Genomic DNA, 23,645 nt, shown 5'->3' with positions numbered 1-23,645 from the left:
CCACGTAGCGAAACGCAAGTTGCGGATATCGCGAAAGGTGGTTACATCCTAAAAGAGTGCGCGGGTCAGCCTGAGCTTATCCTGATTGCCACTGGCTCTGAAGTTGAACTGGCGGTGAAAGCCGCAGACCAACTTACAGCCGAAGGTAAGAAAGTGCGCGTAGTGTCAATGCCATCTACCGATGCGTTTGATAAACAAGACGCAGCCTACCGCGAAGCCGTACTACCAGCAGCCGTGACTAAGCGTATTGCAATTGAAGCAGGTATCGCGGATTTCTGGTACAAGTACGTGGGTTTTGGCGGCAAGATCATCGGTATGACTACCTTTGGTGAGTCAGCACCGGCGGATCAACTGTTCAAAATGTTCGGCTTTACAACTGAAAACGTGGTGAAACAAGCACAAGAACTGCTTGCTTAAGTCTTCTTATTTTTAATGCAAAAGCCCAGCGAGTCATTCGCTGGGCTTTTTTGATCTTGATGTTTATGGTGCTTTCCATTCTTCAGGACAGGCTTGACGTAGCGCGTCGATAAACAGACGCAGTTTGAGCGGATGTCTGCCTGCTGGATAATGACAACTAATTTCAGTGGGTGGCGACAACCATTCTGGCAAACATGCTTGCACACTGTTTGGGTGCGCTTGTTCAAAGCCTTTGGCAAACCATGTCGGCAGTAAGCCGATGCCTCTTCCTTTGGCTATCGCATCCGCTTGCATAGCTAAATTATCACTCTGCAAGCGGCTTGTGAGCGCAGGTAAAAGATAGCTGCCGTGAATAGGATGGATGAGAGCCAAGGCTTCTTGGCGAAAAGCGATAAAATCAATCCAAGGATGTTTGACTAGATCTTGTGGATGCTCTGGCATGTCGTTATTGGCAAGATAGTGTGGCGACGCATAAGGTGAATATTGCCAATGGCCGAGCAATTCACGTCTCCAGCCTTGTTGAGCAAACGGGCCAATCCAAATCAATAAATCAGGCTCAAGATGCGACTCTTCTGCCACATATTGGCTGTAGAGTCGAATGTTGATTTCGGTGTGGGTTTGCATGAATTCATCCAATACATTGCTCAACCAGCCACGAATTAAGTTCGGATGAACCACCAAGGTCATTTCACCGCTGATTTGGTTATTAAACTCTTGCAGTGCTTCATGGCTTTTTTCTGCTAATTCAAGCAGTTGTTCTGTATAAACTGCAAAAACTTGCCCAGCTTTAGTCAAAGTTAGACGGTTGCCTTGCCGAGCAATTAAGGCTTGTCCGAGATCGTTTTCCAAAGACGCCAAACGTCGACTGAGTGTGGACTTAGGCTGTTCCAGCGCTTTCGCCGCCGCAGTCAGGCTTTTGTATTGACAGAGAGCATGGAAAGCTTTGATCGCACTGAAATCATGCATAAGTAAAATGGCCTTTTAATCTAATCATCACTGTGTTCCATATTCGGTATCGACCATTCCATCTGTCTATCTATCTCAATCATCAAAATTATGAATAATCCACTCCTGAAATTAATAATCATTATCATTTAAAGGAGTGGTACATGTCCAGACTCAATCCGCTGAATGTTGCAATTACTGCAGCGCTCGGGTTATTCACCTCATCACACGTGTTCGCTGAAGAAATTCAATCTTATGAGAAATTAGTGGTGACGGCGGCTGGTTTTGAACAAACACAAGCGCAGGCTCCAGCGAGTATCAGTGTGATTACACGAGAAGAGTTGCAATCACGTTATTATCGTGATGTAACCGATGCACTGCGCAGTGTGCCGGGCGTGTTGGTGACTGGAGGTGGTGACAAAACAGACATCAGCTTGCGCGGTATGAGTTCAAACTACACTTTGATGTTAGTCGATGGTAAGCGTCAATCTTCACGTCAAACTCGACCAAATAGTGATGGCCCAGGTATTGAGCAGGGATGGATGCCACCACTGCAAGCCATTGAACGAATTGAAGTGATTCGTGGCCCAATGTCGACTTTGTATGGTTCAGATGCGATTGGTGGTGTGATCAACATCATCACACGAAAAGATAATCAAGAGTGGTCAGGCAGTGTTCAGTTGGATACGGTTTTCCAAGAAAATCGCGATTCTGGCGATCAGAACGGCGTCAACTTCTTCCTGACAGGGCCACTGGCCGACAATCTTTCTCTGCAAGTTTATGGACAGAGTACCGAACGCGATGAAGATAAGATTGAACGTGGCTACCAAGACAAAAGCTTAAAAAGTTTAACTTCAAAGTTGAACTACCAACTTAATGAGCAGCATGATCTGACTTTTGAAGTGGGTACTTCCGCACAAGATCGCCGAGGCAATGTGGGGTTATCCGTGCCAACGACAGGTTGTAAAGGTGGGTGCGAAGACAGCTTAAACGAATACCGTAGAACCTATATTTCCCTTTCTCACCAAGGGGATTGGGGTGACTATGGTATGTCGGATACTTATGTCCAACGTGAAGTAAGTAACAATAAAAGCCGTGAGATGGAGATCATCAATACGGTGGCTAAATCAAGCTTAGTGGTGCCATTGACTAACAATACAGCAACCGTAGGCATTGAGGCTTCACATTCAAAGTTAGAAGATTTCACCTCAAATAAAGCCTCTGATTTAACTCAGATTGAAAGCACTCAATGGGCGGCGTTTGTTGAAGACGAGTGGCGCATGACCGAGTCGTTTAACCTAACCTTAGGTGGCCGTGTTGACCACGATGAAAATTATGGTTCTCATTTTAGCCCAAGAGCGTATGGCGTGTGGACCATCAATCCAGCGTGGATTCTGAAAGGTGGCGTGGCAACGGGTTTCCGTTCACCGCAGCTCAGAGAAGTCACGCCAAATTGGGCGCAGGTGAGTCAAGGCGGTAATATTTACGGTAATCCAGACTTAAAACCTGAAACCTCGATTAACAAAGAGTTGGGGTTGATGTACCAAAATGGAGAGGGTCTTAACGCGAGTTTGACTTTCTTCCATAATGATTTCAAAGACAAAATTACCCGTGTTGTGTGCCCAAGCAACGTCTGTACTGCAGGCCCGAACGAGTGGGGCTCTGATCCCACTTATCGAGTGAACGTTGATGAAGCGTACACGCGTGGGGTCGAAAGTACGCTCGGTTTACCTATCACAGAAACGGTTTATTTCAACGCGAGCTATACCTTTACTGACTCAGAGCAAAAAACCGGAAAATATCAAGGTATGCCACTTGAGCAACAACCTGAGCATCGCTTCAGCGCTGATATTGATTGGCAAGCGACTGACAACTTGAGCAGTTGGTTGAAGCTGACTTATCGTGGAAAAGAGAGCAACCCAGTCACTGGCCCTTCTCGTAGCAGCTTGATTGAGCCAGCTTATCAGTTCATCGATACTGGCATCACTTACGCGCTTTCTTCTCAAGTAAGCTTGAAAGGTGCGATTTACAATCTACTCGATGAAGAAATTTCATACCAAGAATATGGCTATGTAGAAGATGGACGTCGTTATTGGTTAGGTATTGACGTTAATTTTTAAACCATCAATACCGCAAATGAAATGGCTCCCGTTTGGTGAGCCATTTTTTATGGACATCTTTCTTGTCGTAGCCGCTGTTGCTTGTACCTTGAGTCTGTTTAGAAACAGAATCTTTTGCGACAACTGATGGCTTGGGGTGTTGCTCTTGGTCGCTATCGGTTACTATCTGTACCACGAAAAAAGTTAAGACGATGGAATGATGCTTAAAGTCGCGATCAATGGTTTTGGGCGTATCGGGCGCAACGTGCTGCGTGCGATATATGAAAGTGGAAAAAGTCAGCAGATAAAAGTGGTAGCGGTGAATGAGCTGGCGCTACCTGATGCCATGGCGCACCTACTGCAATACGACACTACTCATGGTCGATTTGGTAAAAAGATCACCAATGATCAAGAGCATATCTATGTTCATCATGGGCTGGATGAGCATGACTCGATTCGAATTTTGCACCTTAGTGAAATCAAACTTCTGCCATGGCGCGATTTAGGCGTTGATATTGTGCTCGACTGCACGGGTGTGTACGGCTCAAAAGCCGATGGTTTGGAGCACATTGAGGCAGGCGCAAAGAAGGTACTCTTTTCACATCCCGGCTCACATGATCTGGATAATACGATCATTTATGGGGTCAACCATGAGACGCTAACCGCAGAACATCGCATTGTGTCAAACGGATCCTGTACCACCAACTGCATTGTACCGATTATTAAAGTGCTTGATGAAGCGTTTGGTATCGATTCAGGAACCATTACCACCATTCACTCGTCAATGAATGATCAACAAGTGATCGATGCCTACCACACCGATTTGCGTCGAACACGTTCTGCAAGCCAATCCATCATTCCAGTGGACACCAAGTTGCACAAAGGAATTGAAAGGATCTTTCCGAAATTTTCTAACAAATTTGAAGCGATATCAGTGCGCGTACCGACAGTTAATGTCACCGCGATGGATTTGAGTGTCACAATTAATACAAATGTGAAAGTTAATGACGTAAATCAAACCATTGTGAACGCATCTCAGTGTACATTACGTGGCATTGTTGACTATACTGAAGCTCCGCTTGTTTCCATCGATTTTAACCACGATCCCCATAGTGCGATTGTTGATGGTTCACAAACAAGAGTGAGCAACGGGCAGCTTGTTAAAATGCTCGTTTGGTGTGATAACGAATGGGGCTTTGCGAATCGCATGCTGGATACGGCACTCGCAATGCAAGCATCCGAGTAGTAGCAGGATGATGGAGATTTATTTATTTTCAGGCTTGAAATAAATAACTCAAATCTCCATATCGATAACCAGTTTGAAGAATTTATAGGCTCGGCAAGGTTGCCGGGTTTCCAAAAACTTTATTTATTAATATTTGAGAGGACAAACCATGTCTGTAATCAAGATGACCGACCTGGACCTAGCAGGTAAACGCGTATTTATCCGTGCTGACCTAAACGTACCAGTGAAAGATGGCAAAGTAACTTCTGATGCACGTATTCTTGCATCGCTACCAACAATTCAGCACTGCCTAGCGGCGGGCGCTAAAGTGATGGTTACTTCTCACCTAGGTCGTCCAACTGAAGGCGAATACGCGGAAGAGTTCTCTCTACTACCAGTGGTTAATTACCTAAACGACGCTCTAGATTGCGAAGTGAAACTGGCAAAAGATTACCTAGATGGCCTAGAGCTAAACGCAGGTGAGCTTGTTGTTCTAGAAAACGTTCGCTTTAACAAAGGCGAGAAAAAGAACGAAGAAGAACTATCTAAAAAATACGCCGCTCTTTGCGACGTATTTGTGATGGATGCATTTGGTACGGCTCACCGTGCACAAGCCTCAACTCACGGCATTGGTATGCAAGCACCTATCGCTTGTGCTGGTCCACTATTGGCAGCAGAACTTGAAGCACTAGGCAAAGCTATGGATAACCCAGAGCGTCCATTAGTGGCTATCGTTGGTGGCTCAAAAGTGTCTACTAAACTAACGGTTCTAGAATCGCTATCTAAAATTGCTGACCAACTGGTTGTTGGCGGTGGTATTGCTAACACTTTCATTGCAGCAGCAGGCCACAACGTAGGTAAGTCTCTATATGAAGCAGACTTGCTTGAAACGGCTAAAAAGTTGATGAAAGAGTGTTCTATTCCAGTAGCAACAGATGTTGCTTGTGCAAAAGCCTTTGATGAAAACGCAGAAGCGGAAATCAAAAACGTGGCGGATGTTCAAGATGACGATATGATTTTCGACCTAGGTCCAGACTCAACCGCACAACTGGCTGAAATCATCGCTAACGCAAAAACCATTCTATGGAACGGTCCTGTTGGCGTATTTGAATTCAAAAACTTCGAAGCAGGTACAAAAGGTATCTCTGAAGCGATTGCGAAATCTGCAGGTTTCTCAGTGGCTGGTGGTGGTGACACACTAGCGGCAATCGACAAGTTCGGTATCAAAGCCGACGTATCTTACATCTCTACTGGCGGCGGTGCATTCCTTGAGTTTGTTGAAGGCAAAGTACTACCAGCGGTTGAAATGCTAGAAGCACGCGCGAAAGCTTAATGACTAATGAAAGCGGGAGTGATTCCCGCTTTCTTGTTTGCTGCACGTGTGTTTTTATTCTGATAGAATGACGCCAGTTGTGAGCAAACGTTTGCAAGAATTTAAACTTAACTGTTTTATTTTTAAAACGATAGAAAAAATAGGATCAAATCCATGTCTAAGATCTTCGATTTCGTAAAACCAGGCGTAATTTCTGGCGATGACGTACAGAAAGTATTTGAAGTTGCAAAACAAAATAACTTTGCTCTTCCTGCAGTAAACGTAGTGAACACTGACTCTATCAATGCGGTTCTTGAAGCTGCATCTAAAGTTAAAGCGCCAGTGGTTGTTCAGTTCTCTAACGGTGGCGCGGCTTTCTTTGCTGGTAAAGGCGTTAAACTTGCTGGTCAAGGTGCACAAATCCTAGGTGCGGTTGCTGGCGCGAAATATGTTCACGCTGTAGCAGAAACTTACGGTGTGCCTGTTATTCTTCACACTGACCACGCTGCGAAGAAACTACTTCCTTGGATCGACGGTCTACTAGACGCAGGCGAAGAGTTCTTCGCTCAAACTGGTAAGCCTCTATTCTCTTCTCATATGCTAGACCTTTCTGAAGAGTCTCTAGAAGAGAACGTTGAAACTTGTGCGAAATACCTAGAGCGTATGGCTAAAATGGGTATGACTATCGAGATCGAACTGGGTTGTACTGGTGGCGAAGAAGACGGCGTAGACAACTCAGACATGGATTCATCTGAGCTGTACACTTCTCCTGAAGACGTAGCTTACGCTTACGAGAAATTGAGCGCAGTGAGCCACCGTTTCACTATCGCAGCTTCTTTCGGTAACGTACACGGTGTTTACCAAGCGGGTAACGTGGTACTGACTCCAACTATCCTACGTGATTCACAAGCGTATGTTTCTGAGAAATTTGGCCTTCCAGCGAACTCTCTAAACTTCGTATTCCACGGTGGTTCTGGTTCTTCTGAAGCCGAGATCAAAGAGTCAATCAGCTATGGTGTTATCAAAATGAACATCGATACTGATACTCAGTGGGCAACTTGGGACGGTATCCGTCAGTACGAAGCTGAAAACCATGATTACCTACAAGGTCAAATTGGTAACCCTACGGGTGAATCTGCGCCAAACAAGAAATACTACGATCCACGCGTATGGCTACGTGCTGGTCAAGCATCGATGGTTGCTCGTTTAGAGAAAGCCTTCGCTGACCTTAATGCGATCGACGTACTATAAGTTCATTTATCTGGACTAAGTGATGAACCCGCTCAATGAGCGGGTTTTTTTATGGCCGAGATTCAGACAAAATGACTGGCGGATTGTTAAAATATTGCTTAACCTCTAACAAGCTCATATCAATGCTTCCAAGTAACTATTTGTTTTGTCAGTGTTTACATAAAACTGACTTTGCAACATAACCAAAGTGAGATATTGTGCCAAAAAACTGACACTCTACTGTCAGTCGTTTTTTGTCTTTGATGTTCAGTGGTAACAACAACATTCAAAATGATTTTATAAAGAGGAAATGCAATATGTCAGGTGAATCAATGGGCATCGAAGCTCCATTAGTCGATGGTTTAGCGCAAGCCAATACTTGGCTGACCAATAATTCAGATCTTTTGATACAATACGGCGTCAATATTATTTCCGCTATTCTGATCCTATTTATCGGTAACATTGTTGTTAAAGCTGTCGCTGGAAGTGTTGCCAAGGCTCTGAAAAAGAAAGACATGGACAAAGCAGTTGTTGAGTTTGTTCATGGTCTAGTCCGTTATACGCTATTTGTGGTGGTATTAATTGCCGCTTTAGGTCGCATTGGTGTGCAAACCGCTTCTGTTGTGGCCATTATCGGTGCGGCTGGATTGGCGGTTGGTTTAGCGCTACAAGGCTCCCTATCAAACTTTGCTGCGGGCGTTTTGATTGTGGCATTCCGCCCATTCAAATCCGGTGATTACGTGGAAGTGAGTGGTACTGCTGGATCGGTTGAATCGATTCAAATTTTTTCAACAGTACTGCGCACGCCTGACAATAAAATGGTGATTGTGCCTAATGGTTCGATCATCAGTGGCCCAATTGTTAACTATTCACGCCATGACACTCGTCGTATTGATTTGGTGATTGGTGTTTCTTATAAGTCCAATCTGCAAAAAACCAAGGAAGTGCTGGCTAAAGTAGTCGCGGCAGAGCCTCGTTTGTTGAAAGATCCTGCACCGACTATCGGTGTAATGGCCTTGGCCGATTCTTCAGTCAATTTTGTGGTTCGCCCTTGGGTGAAAACGGCAGAGTATTGGGCTGTTTATTTTGATTTGTTACAAGCCATCAAAGAAGAGTTGGATAAAGAAGGTATTGAGATCCCATTCCCACAAATGGATGTTCATCTGAATAAAATGAATTAATTTATTTTCAATCAAGTGAAAAGGGCATGAAATGATTATTCAGTTCATGCCCTTTCTTTTTGTTGGTTACACTTACATCAGATATTGAATTGCCAGCCCTTTTGCAAGGATAAAGGCGATGCTAAACATCATTATAGCCACGGCCATATCTATTCCTTTCTTCACGTTAGGCTTTGAGAGCGTCGGCCCCAGTTTCGCAGCACCAATTGATAAAGAATAAAACCATACAAAAGAGGCCATCATGGTTCCTAGCGCAAACGCGATGCGATCATGGCCTTCAAACTGACCACCAATCGATCCCAAAATCACAACCGTATCTAAGTATAAATGTGGGTTAAGCACAGTAACGGCTAACGCGCCCAAGATAACCGTTCGTTTACCACGTGCGATCACTTCGCCATCCGATTCATTAGTGCTTGTTGAAGTGAAGGCACTCCTTAAAGAAATAAATCCATAAAATGAGAGAAAAGCAACACCGCCTAAGGTAACCGAGGTCAGTAAGATTTCGTTACTTGAGAGTAGGGCACCGCCACCAAATATACCCAGAGAAATAAAAATCACATCCAGTAGACTACAGATGGTCGCCGTCGTTAAGTGGTGATTGCGCTTAATTCCTTGGTTTAGCACATAGGCATTTTGTGCACCAATAGGAATAATCATCGTTGCACCTAATCCAAAACCTTGTAGCAAAATCCACACATTCACAGCTCACCTCATCGTAATAATTCAATACAGTGAGCGCACAATAGCGAGAGTATAAAAATAAGTATAATTAATGATTTTAATATTATATTAGTAATACTAATAATCATAAAAAGGAGCCTTGGATGAGAGGGCTAGATTACAAATGGATTGAGGCATTAGATGCGGTACTGCAACAAGGAAGCTTTGAACGAGCCGCTGAAAATCTCTATATTTCACAATCGGCTATTTCTCAAAGAATCAAGCAATTAGAGAGATTTATCGCCCAACCGGTCCTGATTCGAGAGCAGCCACCAAGGCCAACGCTGGTGGGAAAAAAATTGCTAGGGCTGTATCGTAGGGTGTGTTTGCTTGAAAATGAACTGGTGCCTGAATTGATGAATGAGGAGAATACGCGGCCCGTTTCAATAGCTATTGCCACTAATGCGGACAGTTTGGCCACTTGGTTACTTCCTGCGTTATCGAATACGATGAAAACGCGGCAAGTTGAGTTGAACCTGACGGTTTTCGGTGAGTCACGTACGATCGAAAAAATTAAAAATGGCGAAGTAGCTGGCGCAATAAGCTTAGAATCGCAAGCCATTCCTGGTTGTCATGCTGACTACTTAGGCCGAATGGACTATGTGTGTGTTGCCAGCCCGGAGTTTTATCAGCGTTATTTCTCTCAAGGTGTGAACTTTCATACCTTAAAAAAAGCACCAGCGGTATCGTATGATCAGTATGATGATCTGCATAAAAAATATTTGCATGATCATTTCAATGTGCCAAGAGATGCCGTCATAAACCATACCGTGGGTAGTTCAGAAGCTTTTGTTAAATTAGCCCTATCCGGTGCGGCGTATTGTTTGATCCCCCGCTTACAGATAGCACAAGAGCTCGAAATAGGCACGCTTACTGACATTACACCAGGGTTCATTTTAACCAACCGTATTTATTGGCATCATTGGCAGTTAGAAACGGGAATATTACAGGAAATCTCTCAGGCCATCGTTCAATATGCTCGCCAAGTGTTGCCGCAATGACAAAAGTTCAACGTCAAAGTTGTGTCATTTCATAAGCTATTAACTGTGCTTATATAGAGTATCGCCTATGATGTATTCACCCATTTGAGTAAGGTAACTCCCATGAAATTAATGACAAGTGTAACGCTATTATCTGGATTGCTCAGTTTTGGTTCTATGGCGCAGGAAATGAATTTTCCTCATCTTTCAACGACAGGTTATGGTGAAGTCGTTGCGGCACCTGATATGGCTGAGTTTTCAGTTAAAGTGGTTGAATCAACGCTGACGGCGGAGCAGGCAAAAAGAGCGGTCGACAAAGTGGTAGAAGCATTTGTGGCGCGTTTGAAAGAATCCGGTGTGACTTCCCAACAAATATCGAGTTCAAATCTCTACCTTGCCCCTCAATATCACTACCCTAAGTCCGGCAAGCCTGAGTTAGTGGGTTATCAAGCAACAAGAAGTGTCACGGTTGAGGTTGAAGATTTAAGCCAGCTTAATCAATACCTTGATGTAGCACTCGGTGAGGGCATTAACCAAGTCGACAATATTCAACTTAAAGTTCGGAATCAAGAGCAATACCAGCAACAAGCTCGGCTAGCGGCGATTCAAGATGCGAATACCAAAGCGCTATCATTGGCGGAAGGATTTAAGTTGAAATTAGGTGATGTGTGGCAGATAGACTACAACTCGCCCAGCGTGCAGCCGATTATGATGCGTGCTATGGCAATGGATGCAAAATCTGAATCTAATAGTTACCAAGACTCGACGCTTATTATTCGCGATAGGGTGGACGTAGTCTATCAATTAAACAACTAAGCCCTTATCTAAGCTACTGATTAATTAGTTAATTTAAAATGGATAAAAACGAGCTTTTACTTCCATAAATTGATTGTATTATTAATCGGTAGCTTTTTGTTTTGTCTATTTTTTAAGATGCTATAATCCGCTCATCACTATTTAGGGTTAATATTTAGACAAGTCATGAGATACACAAAAATAATCAGCATCCTTCTCATCATTTGTTTCTTATTCAGCGCAATAGTGACTGGGTATTACTATCAGCGCTACCAAGAAGTGAAAGACAACGCAACGCAAAACACAGTAGCGGAAGCGTTTGATCAACTCAATGAAAGTGAGCGACAGTATCGGGGGTTGAAAGCTCAGGTCGGTTCCATTATTGATTTGCTTAGTCGAAGCCAAAGTTTGTATGAATTTATTTTTTCTCCTTCAGAGATAAATCAGCAGCATCTTGAAAATATATGGTCTTCGGTTGCTGAAAAGCAAACATGGTATAGCTCAATTGCGCTTTTAGACGTGTCTGGGCATGAACAACTTCGGATTCATTATTCTGCGACTAATCATTTGGCTTCTAGTGTAAAAACACAGCAAGACAGCTCACATCATGACTACATTGCTTTTGCAGAAAATCTCTCAGAGGGAGATGTGGGTGTATGGGGCATTACATTGGCAGATGCTCCGAGCAGAGCGGCTATACAGCCTATGCTATGCGTAATCACGCCAGTTACCGTATTAGGGGAGCGAAAAGGCTATTTGGTTCTCAATGTTGATATTTGGTCACAATCTTCGCGCTTAACTCATGCGCGTGATCCACAGTTAACTCCTGAGCTTATCGGCGACTCCGGTTTCTACTTGTCTTCTAGCGATAAAACCAAATTATTTGGAGATTTATTACCCTCTAACCAGCACGTAAATCTGGCACTTCAATTACCGAAAACCTGGCAACAGATGCAGCTTAAGCCTTCTGGGTACGTGCTAGAAAATAACAAGATGACTGTATATACAACCCTTAAGTTTACCTCACTGAAACCCGTCTTTTTAATTATTCAATTCACTGATGAGCAGTTAGATCATCGAGCCCAGCGTGACGTCAACGACTTAATCAAAGAAGCTTTTTTTGTCTTCTTCGTTGTACTCATTTTTGCGCTTCCCATGGTTTCCATGGCGTTGCATTACCATCATCGAAGTATTGAAAGCAAACTGGCAAGAGCAGCCTTGAATGGTATGTCTGCAGTGATGATCTCAGACAGAAAGCACAAAGTGATGATGGTTAATGGCGAATTTGAAAAGATTACCGGTCTGACTATTGACGAGATAAAAGGCAGTAACGCATTAAAGTTACTGCTCAGTCCAAATGGTATGGAGTTTATGCTCGAAGTACTTGAAGAGGTATCGCAGCAACATTTCTGGGAAGGTGAAGTAGAAATGGTCAATACGCAAGGTGAGACTCTAACCGCCATCATGAGAATTCAAGCGATTAAAGAGGCGACTAAAGTCAGTTATTATATTACGTCTTTAGTCGATATTACTCAGCACAAAGAGCTTGAAAACCGATTACGAGAATTGAGCGAAAAAGACGCGTTAACTCAGCTATGGAATCGCCGCAAATTTGAAGCAGAATTGCAGCATCATACGCACCTCATTCAACGTTATCCCGAAAGCCATCATGTTTGCCTTGTCTTAATTGATATTGATTACTTTAAACGAGTGAATGATGAACAAGGACATGATGAAGGGGATCGCGTCATTATTAAAGTTGGTGAGATTTTGAGCCAAACATTGCGTACCACGGATTTTCTGGCACGTATTGGCGGTGAAGAGTTTGCGATTATTATGCCGCATACTTCTGTCGAAGAGGCGGAGATTGTCTTGAACCGCTTACGAGTAGCGGTAGAGCAAAGCCTCACCGTGACTATCAGCGCTGGCTTTACTGACTTAACCGCAGATGGTAAACGCTCGTATAAATGCGCTGACATTGCTTTATATGAGGCGAAAACCTTAGGACGAAATCGAATTTCACTGTGTAAAAGCAGTGATGATCTTGCTTAAGGCATACCGCAAAGAGTGATGGGTTTGGCAAGTAAAGTGTAAATAGCGAAAATAAAAAATCGGGGCAAGCCCCGATTTTTTCTGCTTTGTATTCGACGTTCGATTATAGAACGTGAACAGAAGCTGTGTTGGTTGTACCTGAGGCAACAAGTGCACCAGAAACCATCACTACGATGTCACCCTTCTTGCCTAGACCAGAAGCCAGTGCAATCTCTTTACCATTGATGTAGAACGCATCAGTGCTGTCGATAGTATCAACAACAACCGGTGTTACACCTTTAGTCAGAACAAGTTGAGCCGCCGTTTTCTTGTTAGTGGTTACAGCAATGATGTTCGCAGTTGGGAAGTACTTACGCACTGAACGAGCTGATTTACCCGCTTCAGTTGCGACCACGATAAGTGGAGCCGCCAATTTCTCAGCAGTATCTACCGCACCTTTACATACGGCTTCAGTAATGCGTAGGCGTGGGCTGTCTAAACGAGAACCCAACTCAGCTTGTAGAACGCGGTCTGTACGAGCACAGATTTGCGCCATGATAGTGACCGCTTCAACAGGGTATTTACCTTTTGCTGTTTCGCCAGAAAGCATCACTGCATCTGTACCATCCATTACCGCGTTGGCTACGTCGCCAGCTTCTGCGCGAGTTGGACGTGGGTTCTTGATCATTGAATCAAGCATTTGAGTTGCTGTGATAACCACTTTACGTGCGCGGTTACATTTTTCGATCATCATCTTCTGTGCAAAGATAACTTCTTCAGCAGGGATCTCAACACCTAGGTCGCCACGAGCAACCATGATACCGTCAGAAAGCTCAAGAATTTCGTCGAAGTTATCAACGCCTTCTTGGTTTTCAATTTTAGAGATGATTTGGATATCTGCGCCACCGTTTGCTGTTAGCAGTTCGCGGATTTCACGTACGTCGTCAGCTTTACGAATGAAAGAAGCCGCAACAAAATCAACGCCTTGCTCACAACCAAATTTAAGGTCTGCTTTATCTTTTTCAGAAAGAGCTGGAAGGTTCACTGAAACGTTAGGAAGGTTAACACCTTTGTTTTCACCTAGCGCGCCGTTGTTCAGCACTTTACATTTCACTTCAGTTTCTGTGGTTGCAATCACTTCCATTTCAATCAGGCCGTCATCAACCAAAATTTTGTTACCTACAGTAAGGTCTTTAGCAAAACCTAAGTAAGTCACGGCAACTTTATCTTTGTTACCTACAACGGTTGCATCAGTAGTGAAAGTGAAATCCTGGCCAGCCACGAGATCAACGTCATCACCATTTTCTAGTTTGATGGTACGGATTTCAGGACCTTTAGTGTCTAAAAGGATCGCAAGCTGTTTACCAGTGTTTTCCATTACTTTACGGAAGTTCGCAATACGAGTGCCGTGTTCTACGAAGTCACCGTGAGAGAAGTTCAAACGCATAACGTTCATGCCAGCATTCACTAGCTCAGTAAGCTTCTCTACAGATTCAGTTTTAGGGCCAATCGTACATACGATTTTGGTCTTTTTCATGGAAGGTTCTCTCCGGTAAATATGATTACAATTTGAAGTTGGTTGAGTGTTCTAGCGTCATCACAAGCGGCAATTTTTCTTATCTATTACCCAACAATATTAGTGTGATTTTGTGACATTAGAGCTGAAAGTCTTTCAACAGTTTAGTCATTTTATGACCAAGCATTGTCGATTTTATAGCGTTATTTTGCCACTTATTGAGTTTAAATCGGTTAAGTTGCAAAAGAATAACAGTCAATTCTGTAATTTTTTTTCTTTTCGGCGCGAATTCTACCACCTAATGAGTTCAATATCACTGCCTAAGAATTGTCTTAGGACAAGGTTTTAGCGTGAATTATTAATTTTTTAGATCGAAATAAATAGACAATAAAGTTTCGATTCGATTAATATTGCTTTCGATTCGTAATCTTGAAGAAAAATATAAATGTCGAAACGAAACACGCAACTGAGAAGACACACCATCGCTAACCTTGTGAATGAACAGGGTGAGGTCAGTGTTGATGTACTCTCTGCTCAGTTTGAAACCTCAGAGGTGACGATTAGAAAGGATTTGGCCTCTTTAGAGAAAAACGGTCAACTCTTACGCCGTTACGGTGGTGCGATTGCACTGCCTAAAGAGGTGGTCAATGATGAGTTTAATCCTAAAGTTTCGAATCGAAAGATAAAGCTGGCTAAAGCGGCGGCTAAGTTAATTCGAGACCACAATCGCATCGTTATTGACTGTGGTAGTACTACGGCAGCATTAATTCAGCAACTGAATGATAAACGCGGTTTGGTGGTGATGACCAACTCATTGCACGTAGCGAATGCCCTTAATGAACTAGAAAGTGAACCGACACTATTAATGACGGGCGGTACTTGGGATACCCATTCCGAGTCCTTTCAGGGCAAAGTGGCTGAATCGGTACTGCGTTCTTACGATTTTGACCAACTGTTTATTGGCGCTGACGGTATTGATCTTGAACGTGGCACCACCACCTTCAATGAACTGATTGGCCTGAGCAAAGTGATGGCCGAAGTCTCACGAGAAGTGATCGTGATGATCGAATCAGACAAAGTCGGCCGAAAAATTCCCAACCTTGAGCTCGCTTGGGAGCATATCGACGTGTTAGTGACCGATAACGATCTAACCGTTCAAGATGCCGCATTGATTGAATCGCACCAAGTGCGAGTGATCCGAGCTTAATTAACCCCTATTCAACCATTCCTAAATAAAGGCCTTCGCTTGCGGCTTTAGGGATGAAGCATAAATCTAAAATGGAGTAAAAACCTTATGTGTGGAATCGTCGGTGCAGTAGCACAACGAGATGTGGCTGAAATTTTAGTGGAAGGACTACGCCGCTTGGAATACCGCGGCTATGATTCAGCCGGTGTTGCTGTGGTGGATAGTGCGAGTCAATTAACGCGCGTTCGTCGTTTAGGCAAAGTGCAAGAGCTAGCCGATGCAGTCGAAAAACAACATGTTGCCGGAGGCACTGGCATTGCGCACACACGCTGGGCGACACACGGTGAACCTTCCGAAATTAATGCTCACCCACACATGTCGGGCGATATTGCGGTTGTGCATAACGGCATTATCGAAAACCATGAAACGCTACGTGACGTTCTGCGTGAACGCGGCTACCTTTTTGAATCGCAAACCGATACCGAAGTGATTGCTCACCTTGTTGAGTGGGAACTGCGCACGGCCAGTTCACTGCTTGAAGCGGTGCAAAAAACGGTTAAACAACTCGAGGGTGCTTACGGTACTGTGGTACTTGATCGCAAAGATCCAAGCCGTGTTGTGGTTGCTCGCTCTGGTAGCCCGATCGTGATCGGTTTTGGTGTCGGTGAGAATTTCTTAGCTTCAGACCAATTAGCTTTGCTGAATGTTACACGCCGCTTTATGTATCTTGAAGAGGGTGATGTTGCGGAAGTTACGCGCCGCGATGTGACGGTTTTTGCTGCAAACGGCGAACAGGTGACGCGTGAAATTAGCGAATCTAACGCAGAGCACGACGCTGGCGATAAAGGTAAATATCGTCATTTCATGCAAAAAGAGATCTTTGAACAGCCAACGGCATTGATTAACACCATGGAAGGCCGCATCACCAAAGACAGCGTAGTGACAGAAAGCATTGGCGTGAACGCTGCCGAAATTCTTAGCCAAGTGGAACATGTACAAATCGTCGCTTGCGGAACGTCGTACAACGCAGGCATGACAGCGCGTTATTGGTTTGAAGCATTGGCAGGCGTGAGTTGCGATGTGGAAATTGCCTCTGAATTTCGCTATCGCAAATTTGTGACTCGTCCAAATAGCTTGTTGATCACGCTTTCTCAATCCGGTGAAACGGCAGATACCTTAGCCGCTTTGCGCTTGGCGAAAGAAAAAGGTTACATGGCCGCGATGACTATTTGTAACGTAGCGGGTTCTTCGCTGGTTCGTGAATCTGACTTTGCATTCATGACTCGCGCTGGAACAGAGATTGGTGTGGCGTCAACCAAAGCCTTCACTACTCAGCTTGCAACCTTGCTAATGTTAGTGACCGCTCTTGGTAAACAAAAGCAGTGCATTAATAAAGAAAAAGAGGCGGAAATTGTTGAAGCTCTGCATGCACTGCCTGCACAAATTAATGCAGCCCTTGCCTATGAAAAGCAGATTGAAGCACTGGCTGAAGATTTCGCAGATAAACACCACACTCTATTCTTGGGCCGTGGTGAGTTTTATCCTATCGCGCTTGAAGCGTCATTAAAGCTGAAGGAAATCTCTTACATTCATGCTGAAGCATACGCGGCAGGCGAATTAAAGCACGGCCCATTAGCACTGATTGATGCTGATATGCCCGTTGTCGTGGTTGCGCCAAATAACGAGCTGTTAGAGAAGCTAAAATCTAACATTGAAGAAGTACGTGCTCGTGGCGGTTTGCTGTATGTGTTTGCCGATCAAGACGCTGGCTTTGCGGCTGATGAAACAATGAAAATCATCACCATGCCACACGTGAGTGAAATTACCGCGCCGATCTACTACACCATTCCAATGCAGCTTCTTTCTTATTATGTTGCTTTAATCAAAGGTACGGATGTCGACCAACCTCGTAACCTGGCCAAAGCCGTAACGGTTGAGTGATACAAGGTGGTTAGAGCGTATATTGTTGTGTGAGTAGAATAAAGTATCATCGTTTTTCTTTGCTCAAACACTTAGCTCAAGTGATGTAAACAAGCGATTCAGCACAAACCCGCTTCTGCCACTTAATGCTTCAAAGTAGAAGCTCATAACGCTTTTGTTCCTCCCTCTTTTAGGGGAGGCTAGGAGGGGGTGTTCACCCCACCCTAACCCTCCCCTTGAAGGGGAGGGAATCAGTTTTGTGAGCGTTGGGAGTAAGCCATTTATTATAATGGATGCAGTTTGCTAAAACAGTTTTTGTCCCATTACGAGTTTGCGTAACAAAATGATGCTCTTCCTTCGCAGAACATTGCCCGATTCTTCCTAATAACTGACCATTCAGAACCGATGCGCCCTTTCTACCAGTGTAGTGAATCACCCTGCGTATGCTAAGTAGCCTAACTTTGCATAGCAATTCGCTTAGCAAATCCTCTACTCTAAATAAGTGGTTTAGACGAAGCTGTTCACGGAAATTGTTCTTCTGCCTATATACTTGTATCTAAATTTGCGTGGCACTGTAAGTGTTCAATAAACATTGAGACCTTTTTTGCCAAGTGTTTTCTGGAAGCGTAAAAGACATATAAAACCAAATCTTCAGGCGCGTACTCCATTTTTATTATTTCCAGAGAACCTACCTCTATCTCATTACGACAAGATTCGGTTGGCAATATCGCGAACCCCAAACCAGCTAACGCGCCTAATTTAGCTAAATGTCCACTATTGACTTTAAATGAAGACTTTACCTTTTGGGTTGTCAGCTCACCTTTAGCGTTTTTGAAGACCCACGGTGTCCCGTTTAACGCGGTAAAACTACTTATACAAGGAACATGTTTCAAATCGGTAATCTGGAAAGGTCTTCGCGTAGTCTGAAGGAGTTTGGGAGATGCCACCACCGCACTTGGCCAACATTTAACCTTCTTCGCGACCCAATTAGTGTCTTCGAGCCTTCCTCTATGAAAACTTAAAATGATGTCAAACCGATCAAACAGATCCTCTTTAGGGCTAAGACTCGTATCGCAACATAATGAAATTGAGGGATGTTGAGTACAAAATGAAACCACTGCTTGGGCTAAAGTTGGTGCATCAGGCATCAAAACTCTCAGTTGACCCATGACTTCATGGGAGTGCAGTGTCACTTCCTCAAGAGCATCATTAAGTTTGTCTAGCAACGGCTGTGTGCGTAAGTAAAGATGTTCTCCTGCGTCTGTCGGAGCGATTCGGCGTGTGGTTCTGTCAAATAGTCTTATATCTAGCCGCTCTTCGAGTAAAGCGATATGGCGACTGACATTTGAACTCGGTAAAGATAGACATTCCGCGGCTCGTTTAAAGCTTTTGTTCTCATAAACGCAGTGAAAACTTTTTAGCCACTGCTGATCAATCTTATCAAGCATCTCATTTAATCCCATTAAGTTGGATTATCAAATCCATTTAAACCACTTTATTACCAGAAGTTGGCTTATACAATATTCCTCACTACGTTACCTAGTGAGGCATCCCATGAGTTGGTTAGAAAGGTTAATAGATAAGAAGAAGATCATCAGTACACATAAAGCGCCGATTCCCGAGGGAGTATGGATTAAATGTCCGTCCTGTGACCAGATCTTGTACCGTATAGCCCTCGAGGGAAATTTAGATGTGTGCCCAAAATGCGATCACCATATGAGGATGTCAGCTCGCCGCCGATTAGATAGCTTTTTGGATAAAGCAGAGCGAATTGAGATTGCCAGTGAATATGAGCCGAAAGATTTGCTGAATTTTAAGGATCTAAAACGCTACAAGGAACGTCTTGTTCTCGCCCAGAAAAGTACAGGAGAAAAAGATGCGTTAATTGCAATGAAAGGAAAACTAATGGGCTTACATATTGTGGCCTGTGCATTCGAATTCTCTTTTATGGCTGGTTCAATGGGGGCAGTGGTAGGCGCACGCTTCGTTAAGGCTATTAATACGGCTATTGATGCAAATTGTGGATTGGTATGCTTTTCTGCTTGTGGGGGCGCTCGAATGCAAGAATCACTCATCGCATTGATGCAGATGGCTAAAACCAGTGCTGCCTTGAATCAGTTATCAATGGCTAAGTTACCCTACATATCTGTGCTGACCGATCAAACTTATGGGGGGGTATCTGCAAGTATCGCCATGTTGGGTGATATTAACATTGGTGAGCCGAAAGCAAGGATCGGATTTGCAGGACGCCGAGTTATTGAACAAACCGTTCGAGAGAAACTACCAGAGGACTTTCAGCAAAGTGAATTCCTCTTAGAACATGGTGCTCTAGATATGATTGTGGATAGACGTGAGATGCGCAAACGAATTGGTGGACTGGTCGCTAAAATGACCAATACCACTATTCCACTGGATGTATAGTTTATAGGCTCAGTTATGCTCTAGAGCGGAAGTTGATAAACGTTCTGTCCCTCCCCTTAAAGGGGAGGGAATCAGTTTTGTGAGCGTTGGGAGTAAGCCATTTTTAATTTGAAAGCGCCCCTGATAGTGCTATCCAACATGCGAAACTCAGCTCTGTTTTCTTCAAAAGGAGTGCTAGGTTGGGGGAGTGTGTTATAGGGATACCTCCCCTTAAAAAGAGGAGGTATAAACAACCCGAACAACAGAGTTAAAGCGTATGATGGGTGAGGTATTCGTATGCTTCCTTAGTGCCCATGTAGCGGCTTAAGCTGCGCACCGGAACGTTGCGTAAATCGACCACAATCAAGCCATCTAACGAATCATTAAAATCAGGGTCTACGTTAAAACTGACTAACTTGCCATTTAAACCGAGGTATTGACGCAGTAGCACCGGTACGCTTTTCCCTTCATCCAACCGGGCAATCACTTTTGAAAGCAGCTGTAAATCAGCCAATGCACTCAGCAAACTGGCATTCCAAGGAGCTTGTTGCTTGGGGAGTGGGTTACTTGCCTCTACCAAATGGGCGTGTTGGTTATTGTAGTAGTGCTGCGTCATTGTATCGGCTAATAAACGGCGCGCACTTTCACTGTAATCATTGCTGATACTTACGGGGCCAAATAGGTGCGTATAGTGCGGGTTTCGGTGCACATAGGTTGCGATTCCCTTCCAAAGCAGCAATAGCGGAGCCATACTTTTTTGATACTCGATGTCGACGACTGAACGCCCCATTTCAATTGCATTACCTATGGTATTGAGAAAGCGGTGGTCATACTGAAACAGCGTTCGTGAGTACAAACCTGCAATACCGCTTATCGGCATAATACGGTCGACTAAGCCTAAACGGTAAGCTCCGACTAATTTCTGCGCTTCGCGATCCCAAATGAATAGATGTAGGTAGTTGCGATCGTATTGATCGATATCGAGCTCGGTGCCAGTGCCTTCACCTACCAGCCTGAAATTGTGCTCTCGCACTCGTCCTATTTCGTGCAGTAACGAGGGGATGTTTTCTGCGCTGGTACAATACACATCGAATTCGTTATGCCTTAATAGATGATCAGAAAAAGAAAGCTGCTCAATATCGTGTAACAAAGCGCTTAGGGGGAGCCGCTGTGCAATGGGTTGTAACGGCTCATCATTGGTTTTATTGCGCTTGGTTGGGCTGATGTGACTTAAAAGGTAGGTGTTGAGCCTTAAATAGCTGACCAGCGTCTCATCACACAGATGTTGGATTTCTTTATGATTGATCGCATCGCCAATGGCGATTTCGATACGTTGATGCTGTTTATTGAGCAGTTCACGGCCCAACATTAACGTTCTTAGTAGCGGGTGGATTTTTCCAGCCATGTAAAAGCGTTTCGAATTTTTCCCGTTGATGAACACTGGTAACGCCGTCGCTTGATGCTTTTGTATCAGTCGGCTGACTGAACGGCTCCACTGTTTGTCTTCCAGTTTCTGCGTTTTACTATCAACCAGTTGTGACACTTCGCCCGCAGGAAACATCAATAGCAGCCCTCCTTGAGCAAGGTGTTTATTGGCGGCTCTCAAGGCTTGCATATTCGCTTTTTGCGCGGCTTTGTCTTCAAAAACATCCACACCAATGAACAGTGAATCTAACTCTGGTACTGTTTTTAAATAGTGATTGGCCAATATCTGCACGTCAGAGCGAATTGAAAGCAGCATCTCAGCCAGAATCACGCCTTCCACACAACCAAGTGGGTGATTTGCAACAACGACTGTCGCGCCTTGAGTGGGCACTTGAGCTAATGATCCTTTCACCACTTGATAGTCAATACCCAATACCTCTAACGTAAAACGCAAAAATGTTGCGGTATCACAATGGGGTGGGCGTTGTGCATAAAACTTATCTAAACGAGTTAGGCCTGTAGCCCACTCAGTGAAGTGTTCACCTAGTCCAAACGGCGTTTTTCTCGGTAATTTAAAAGGGCTTATCGTGAGCATAGCAACCTCGCATTTTATGCTTTGTGCTTATGCTAAAGAGGGAAGATGACAATCTGGCTGCGCTTAAGTGAGTAATTGATTGCTCTTTTTTTACAGTTTAATGAAATCCGTCTCAAATTGGAGATGAACTAGAATCTTTGATGCAACAATGATTTTTTAGCAACAATAAATCATTTTCTGCTCACAAAATGAACTGGTTTTGTTTTGGTGCTGCTTATTTGGTGCTAGCTTATAAGGGCGGTACAAAATATAAAAATGTCAATTGAACCTTTGTTTTGCTGATCTGGAATAAACGGGAGCTTCGTGCTCCCGTTGCTATTTTTAGCGCGAGGTTGCTTATTTCTTTTCTTCTTTGTTTTGCCTTGCTGCCAATCCATTCATTTAAAAAGAGACTTTACCGCGCAATGATTTATTGGCCGCTATCCGTTTTTTCTCGTCAACTCGCCGACGTTGAGAACTTTTTGTCGGTTTGGTTGCCCGGCGCGGTTTTTCTATCACCATCGCAGAAAGAATAATCTCTTTGAGACGTTTGAGTGCATCTTCTTTATTCAGCTCTTGGGTGCGGTGAGATTGCGCTTTGAGGACAATAACGCCCTCTTTGGTCATTCTGGAATCTGGTCTTTCGAGTAATTTTTGTTTGTAGATGTCCGGTAACGTTGAGCGTCTGATGTCAAAACGTAAGTGGATCGCACTGGAGACTTTATTGACGTTTTGCCCGCCATTTCCGGCTGCACGAATCGCAGTAAGTTCGATTTCCCAGTCTGCCAGTTCAATAGTGTTGGATAGTTTGAGCATACAACCAAAGTAAAAATGTGTTCAATCCGCATTCTAGTGGAGGTGGCCCAGGTTATCTACCGCAGATTGTGGCTAGATTAGGAAAAGCGATACAGAGTGACGTATTGCGAAATCGCAGCGAAAAATTGCTTGATACGAGCAAGTTTCTACCCGGACGAGCAAGTTCTTGCTCGAAAATGAAAGCTTATAATCTAATTGATTGAAATTTAACTATTTTTGTTTTGGCATCCCCTTTGCTTTAAGAAACATTACATAACGCGATGCAATTTCCATCGCTTTTTCTTACTGAATAAGGATTAAGTCATGCCAACTCCATGTTATATCTCTATCGAAGGCGAAACTCAGGGTCTCATCACTGCTGGCGCTCTTTCTACTGACTCTATCGGCGATGCTTTCGTTGAAGGTCATGAAGATCAAATGTTGGTTCAAATGTTTGACCACGTTGTGACAGTACCGACTGACCCACAATCAGGTCAGCCTTCTGGTCAACGTGTTCACAAACCATTCAAATTCACCGTTGCGCTAAATAAAGCGGTTCCTCTTCTTTATAACGCGTTGGCGTCTGGCGAGAAGATGAAATCGGTTGAGCTAAAATGGTACCGCACGTCTATCGAAGGTAAACAAGAGAACTTCTTCACCACTAAACTTGAAAGCGCGTCTATCGTCGATATTCACTGCGAAATGCCACACTGCCAAGATCCTGCGAACGGCGACTTCACGCAAAACGTTACGGTTTCTATGTCTTACCGTAAAATCCTGTGGGATCACGTGAACGCGGGTACTTCAGGTTCAGATGACTGGCGCAAACCAGTAGAAGCGTAAGCTTTGATTTGGGTGGCTGGCTGATGTTGCGTAAGCAAAGCCAATCAG

The 23,645-nt window shown here is 44.0% G+C and carries 19 protein-coding genes; 13 read left to right on the top strand and 6 right to left on the bottom strand.

The genetic code is table 11. From position 1 onward, the window contains the following. Positions 1 to 417: transketolase-like TK C-terminal-containing protein (locus tag NB504_RS12085; RefSeq protein WP_309303446.1), on the top strand; the 417-nt coding region annotated here is incomplete at its 5' end. A 63-nt stretch (positions 418 to 480) separates the two neighbouring features. Here the strand turns inward: NB504_RS12085 and NB504_RS12080 are convergent. Then, complete coding sequence (locus NB504_RS12080) at positions 481 to 1,383, bottom strand: LysR family transcriptional regulator (RefSeq protein WP_019282284.1); 903 nt, start codon at positions 1,381 to 1,383, stop codon at positions 481 to 483. Between the two features lie 143 nt (positions 1,384 to 1,526). Here NB504_RS12080 and NB504_RS12075 point away from each other — a divergent pair, with 143 nt between their 5' ends. From NB504_RS12075 to mscS, 5 genes are all read left to right on the top strand, one after another. After that, positions 1,527 to 3,482 (top strand): ligand-gated channel protein, encoded by a 1,956-nt coding sequence (locus tag NB504_RS12075; protein ID WP_088731623.1) that lies wholly within the window; start codon positions 1,527 to 1,529, stop codon positions 3,480 to 3,482. 199 nt (positions 3,483 to 3,681) lie between these two features. Beyond that, positions 3,682 to 4,707, top strand: a complete 1,026-nt coding sequence (epd, locus tag NB504_RS12070) for an erythrose-4-phosphate dehydrogenase (protein ID WP_026028484.1) — start codon at positions 3,682 to 3,684, stop codon at positions 4,705 to 4,707. Between the two features lie 148 nt (positions 4,708 to 4,855). After that, positions 4,856 to 6,019 (top strand): phosphoglycerate kinase, encoded by a 1,164-nt coding sequence (locus NB504_RS12065; RefSeq protein WP_026027969.1) that lies wholly within the window; start codon positions 4,856 to 4,858, stop codon positions 6,017 to 6,019. A 153-nt stretch (positions 6,020 to 6,172) separates the two neighbouring features. Continuing rightward, complete coding sequence (fbaA, locus tag NB504_RS12060; RefSeq protein ID WP_013857804.1) at positions 6,173 to 7,249, top strand: class II fructose-bisphosphate aldolase; 1,077 nt, start codon at positions 6,173 to 6,175, stop codon at positions 7,247 to 7,249. A 233-nt stretch (positions 7,250 to 7,482) separates the two neighbouring features. Further along, positions 7,483 to 8,409 (top strand): small-conductance mechanosensitive channel MscS, encoded by a 927-nt coding sequence (mscS, locus tag NB504_RS12055; protein ID WP_013857803.1) that lies wholly within the window; start codon positions 7,483 to 7,485, stop codon positions 8,407 to 8,409. A 72-nt stretch (positions 8,410 to 8,481) separates the two neighbouring features. On the opposite strand, the gene NB504_RS12050 is transcribed toward mscS, so the two are convergent. After that, complete coding sequence (locus NB504_RS12050; protein WP_258428975.1) at positions 8,482 to 9,114, bottom strand: LysE/ArgO family amino acid transporter; 633 nt, start codon at positions 9,112 to 9,114, stop codon at positions 8,482 to 8,484. 122 nt (positions 9,115 to 9,236) lie between these two features. Here NB504_RS12050 and NB504_RS12045 point away from each other — a divergent pair, with 122 nt between their 5' ends. The 3 genes from NB504_RS12045 to NB504_RS12035 all read left to right on the top strand — a co-directional run bounded on the left by NB504_RS12045 (position 9,237) and on the right by NB504_RS12035 (position 12,959). Then, on the top strand, positions 9,237 to 10,133 hold the full coding sequence (locus NB504_RS12045; RefSeq protein WP_017045436.1) for a LysR family transcriptional regulator ArgP: 897 nt from the start codon (positions 9,237 to 9,239) through the stop codon (positions 10,131 to 10,133). Between the two features lie 102 nt (positions 10,134 to 10,235). Then, the gene (locus NB504_RS12040; protein WP_170889067.1) at positions 10,236 to 10,928 is read left to right on the top strand and encodes an oxidative stress defense protein; all 693 of its coding nucleotides are present in this window, start codon (positions 10,236 to 10,238) and stop codon (positions 10,926 to 10,928) included. A 165-nt stretch (positions 10,929 to 11,093) separates the two neighbouring features. Beyond that, entirely contained in the window at positions 11,094 to 12,959 is a 1,866-nt protein-coding gene (locus tag NB504_RS12035) for a sensor domain-containing diguanylate cyclase (RefSeq protein WP_258428974.1), read from the top strand. Between the two features lie 103 nt (positions 12,960 to 13,062). Here NB504_RS12035 and pykF read toward each other — a convergent pair whose 3' ends face one another. Further along, a complete protein-coding gene (gene pykF / locus NB504_RS12030) occupies positions 13,063 to 14,475 on the bottom strand; it encodes a pyruvate kinase PykF (protein ID WP_026027602.1) in 1,413 nt (470 codons plus the stop codon). A 424-nt stretch (positions 14,476 to 14,899) separates the two neighbouring features. Between pykF and NB504_RS12025 the strand changes: the two genes are divergently transcribed. Both NB504_RS12025 and glmS read left to right on the top strand, forming a co-directional pair. Beyond that, positions 14,900 to 15,661: a DeoR/GlpR family DNA-binding transcription regulator gene (locus tag NB504_RS12025; protein WP_088720821.1), complete on the top strand. Its 762-nt coding sequence runs from the start codon at positions 14,900 to 14,902 to the stop codon at positions 15,659 to 15,661. Between the two features lie 87 nt (positions 15,662 to 15,748). Then, positions 15,749 to 17,581 carry a glutamine--fructose-6-phosphate transaminase (isomerizing) gene (gene glmS / locus NB504_RS12020; RefSeq protein ID WP_017045440.1) on the top strand — a complete coding sequence of 611 codons (1,833 nt, stop codon included), beginning with the start codon at positions 15,749 to 15,751 and terminating at the stop codon, positions 17,579 to 17,581. Positions 17,582 to 18,102: 521 nt separating this feature from the next. Here glmS and NB504_RS12015 read toward each other — a convergent pair. Next, the gene (locus NB504_RS12015; RefSeq protein WP_405054810.1) at positions 18,103 to 19,008 is read right to left on the bottom strand and encodes a LysR family transcriptional regulator; all 906 of its coding nucleotides are present in this window, start codon (positions 19,006 to 19,008) and stop codon (positions 18,103 to 18,105) included. Positions 19,009 to 19,114: 106 nt separating this feature from the next. On the opposite strand from NB504_RS12015, the gene accD reads away from it, so the two are divergent. Then, positions 19,115 to 19,981 carry an acetyl-CoA carboxylase, carboxyltransferase subunit beta gene (accD, locus tag NB504_RS12010; protein ID WP_258428971.1) on the top strand — a complete coding sequence of 289 codons (867 nt, stop codon included), beginning with the start codon at positions 19,115 to 19,117 and terminating at the stop codon, positions 19,979 to 19,981. A gap of 247 nt (positions 19,982 to 20,228) precedes the next feature. Here the strand turns inward: accD and NB504_RS12005 are convergent, their stop codons facing one another. Both NB504_RS12005 and arfB read right to left on the bottom strand, forming a co-directional pair. Next, positions 20,229 to 21,980 (bottom strand): lysophospholipid acyltransferase family protein, encoded by a 1,752-nt coding sequence (locus tag NB504_RS12005; RefSeq protein WP_258428970.1) that lies wholly within the window; start codon positions 21,978 to 21,980, stop codon positions 20,229 to 20,231. A gap of 381 nt (positions 21,981 to 22,361) precedes the next feature. Next, the gene (arfB, locus tag NB504_RS12000; protein ID WP_017043428.1) at positions 22,362 to 22,775 is read right to left on the bottom strand and encodes an alternative ribosome rescue aminoacyl-tRNA hydrolase ArfB; all 414 of its coding nucleotides are present in this window, start codon (positions 22,773 to 22,775) and stop codon (positions 22,362 to 22,364) included. A 303-nt stretch (positions 22,776 to 23,078) separates the two neighbouring features. Between arfB and NB504_RS11995 the strand changes: the two genes are divergently transcribed. Then, positions 23,079 to 23,597, top strand: coding sequence for an Hcp family type VI secretion system effector (locus tag NB504_RS11995; protein ID WP_013857791.1), 519 nt, complete (start codon positions 23,079 to 23,081; stop codon positions 23,595 to 23,597). Positions 23,598 to 23,645 lie beyond the last annotated feature (48 nt).

It is taken from the genome of Vibrio sp. RM-69-4 (assembly GCF_024743775.1).
Taxonomy (GTDB): domain Bacteria; phylum Pseudomonadota; class Gammaproteobacteria; order Enterobacterales; family Vibrionaceae; genus Vibrio; species Vibrio anguillarum.
The sequence above is the reverse complement of the archived record's forward strand: the minus strand, read 5'-3'. Positions and strand labels throughout refer to the sequence as shown.

Coding starts and splice junctions, on each gene's coding strand:
- NB504_RS12015 (WP_405054810.1), bottom strand. CDS start 19,008: ATGCTTGATAAGATTGATCAGCAGTGGCTAAAAAGTTTTCACTGCGTT.
- NB504_RS11995 (WP_013857791.1), top strand. CDS start 23,079: ATGCCAACTCCATGTTATATCTCTATCGAAGGCGAAACTCAGGGTCTC.
- pykF (WP_026027602.1), bottom strand. CDS start 14,475: ATGAAAAAGACCAAAATCGTATGTACGATTGGCCCTAAAACTGAATCT.
- NB504_RS12045 (WP_017045436.1), top strand. CDS start 9,237: ATGAGAGGGCTAGATTACAAATGGATTGAGGCATTAGATGCGGTACTG.
- fbaA (WP_013857804.1), top strand. CDS start 6,173: ATGTCTAAGATCTTCGATTTCGTAAAACCAGGCGTAATTTCTGGCGAT.
- NB504_RS12035 (WP_258428974.1), top strand. CDS start 11,094: ATGAGATACACAAAAATAATCAGCATCCTTCTCATCATTTGTTTCTTA.
- NB504_RS12025 (WP_088720821.1), top strand. CDS start 14,900: ATGTCGAAACGAAACACGCAACTGAGAAGACACACCATCGCTAACCTT.
- glmS (WP_017045440.1), top strand. CDS start 15,749: ATGTGTGGAATCGTCGGTGCAGTAGCACAACGAGATGTGGCTGAAATT.
- NB504_RS12065 (WP_026027969.1), top strand. CDS start 4,856: ATGTCTGTAATCAAGATGACCGACCTGGACCTAGCAGGTAAACGCGTA.
- epd (WP_026028484.1), top strand. CDS start 3,682: ATGCTTAAAGTCGCGATCAATGGTTTTGGGCGTATCGGGCGCAACGTG.
- NB504_RS12075 (WP_088731623.1), top strand. CDS start 1,527: ATGTCCAGACTCAATCCGCTGAATGTTGCAATTACTGCAGCGCTCGGG.
- arfB (WP_017043428.1), bottom strand. CDS start 22,775: ATGCTCAAACTATCCAACACTATTGAACTGGCAGACTGGGAAATCGAA.
- accD (WP_258428971.1), top strand. CDS start 19,115: ATGAGTTGGTTAGAAAGGTTAATAGATAAGAAGAAGATCATCAGTACA.
- NB504_RS12005 (WP_258428970.1), bottom strand. CDS start 21,980: ATGCTCACGATAAGCCCTTTTAAATTACCGAGAAAAACGCCGTTTGGA.
- NB504_RS12040 (WP_170889067.1), top strand. CDS start 10,236: ATGAAATTAATGACAAGTGTAACGCTATTATCTGGATTGCTCAGTTTT.
- NB504_RS12080 (WP_019282284.1), bottom strand. CDS start 1,383: ATGCATGATTTCAGTGCGATCAAAGCTTTCCATGCTCTCTGTCAATAC.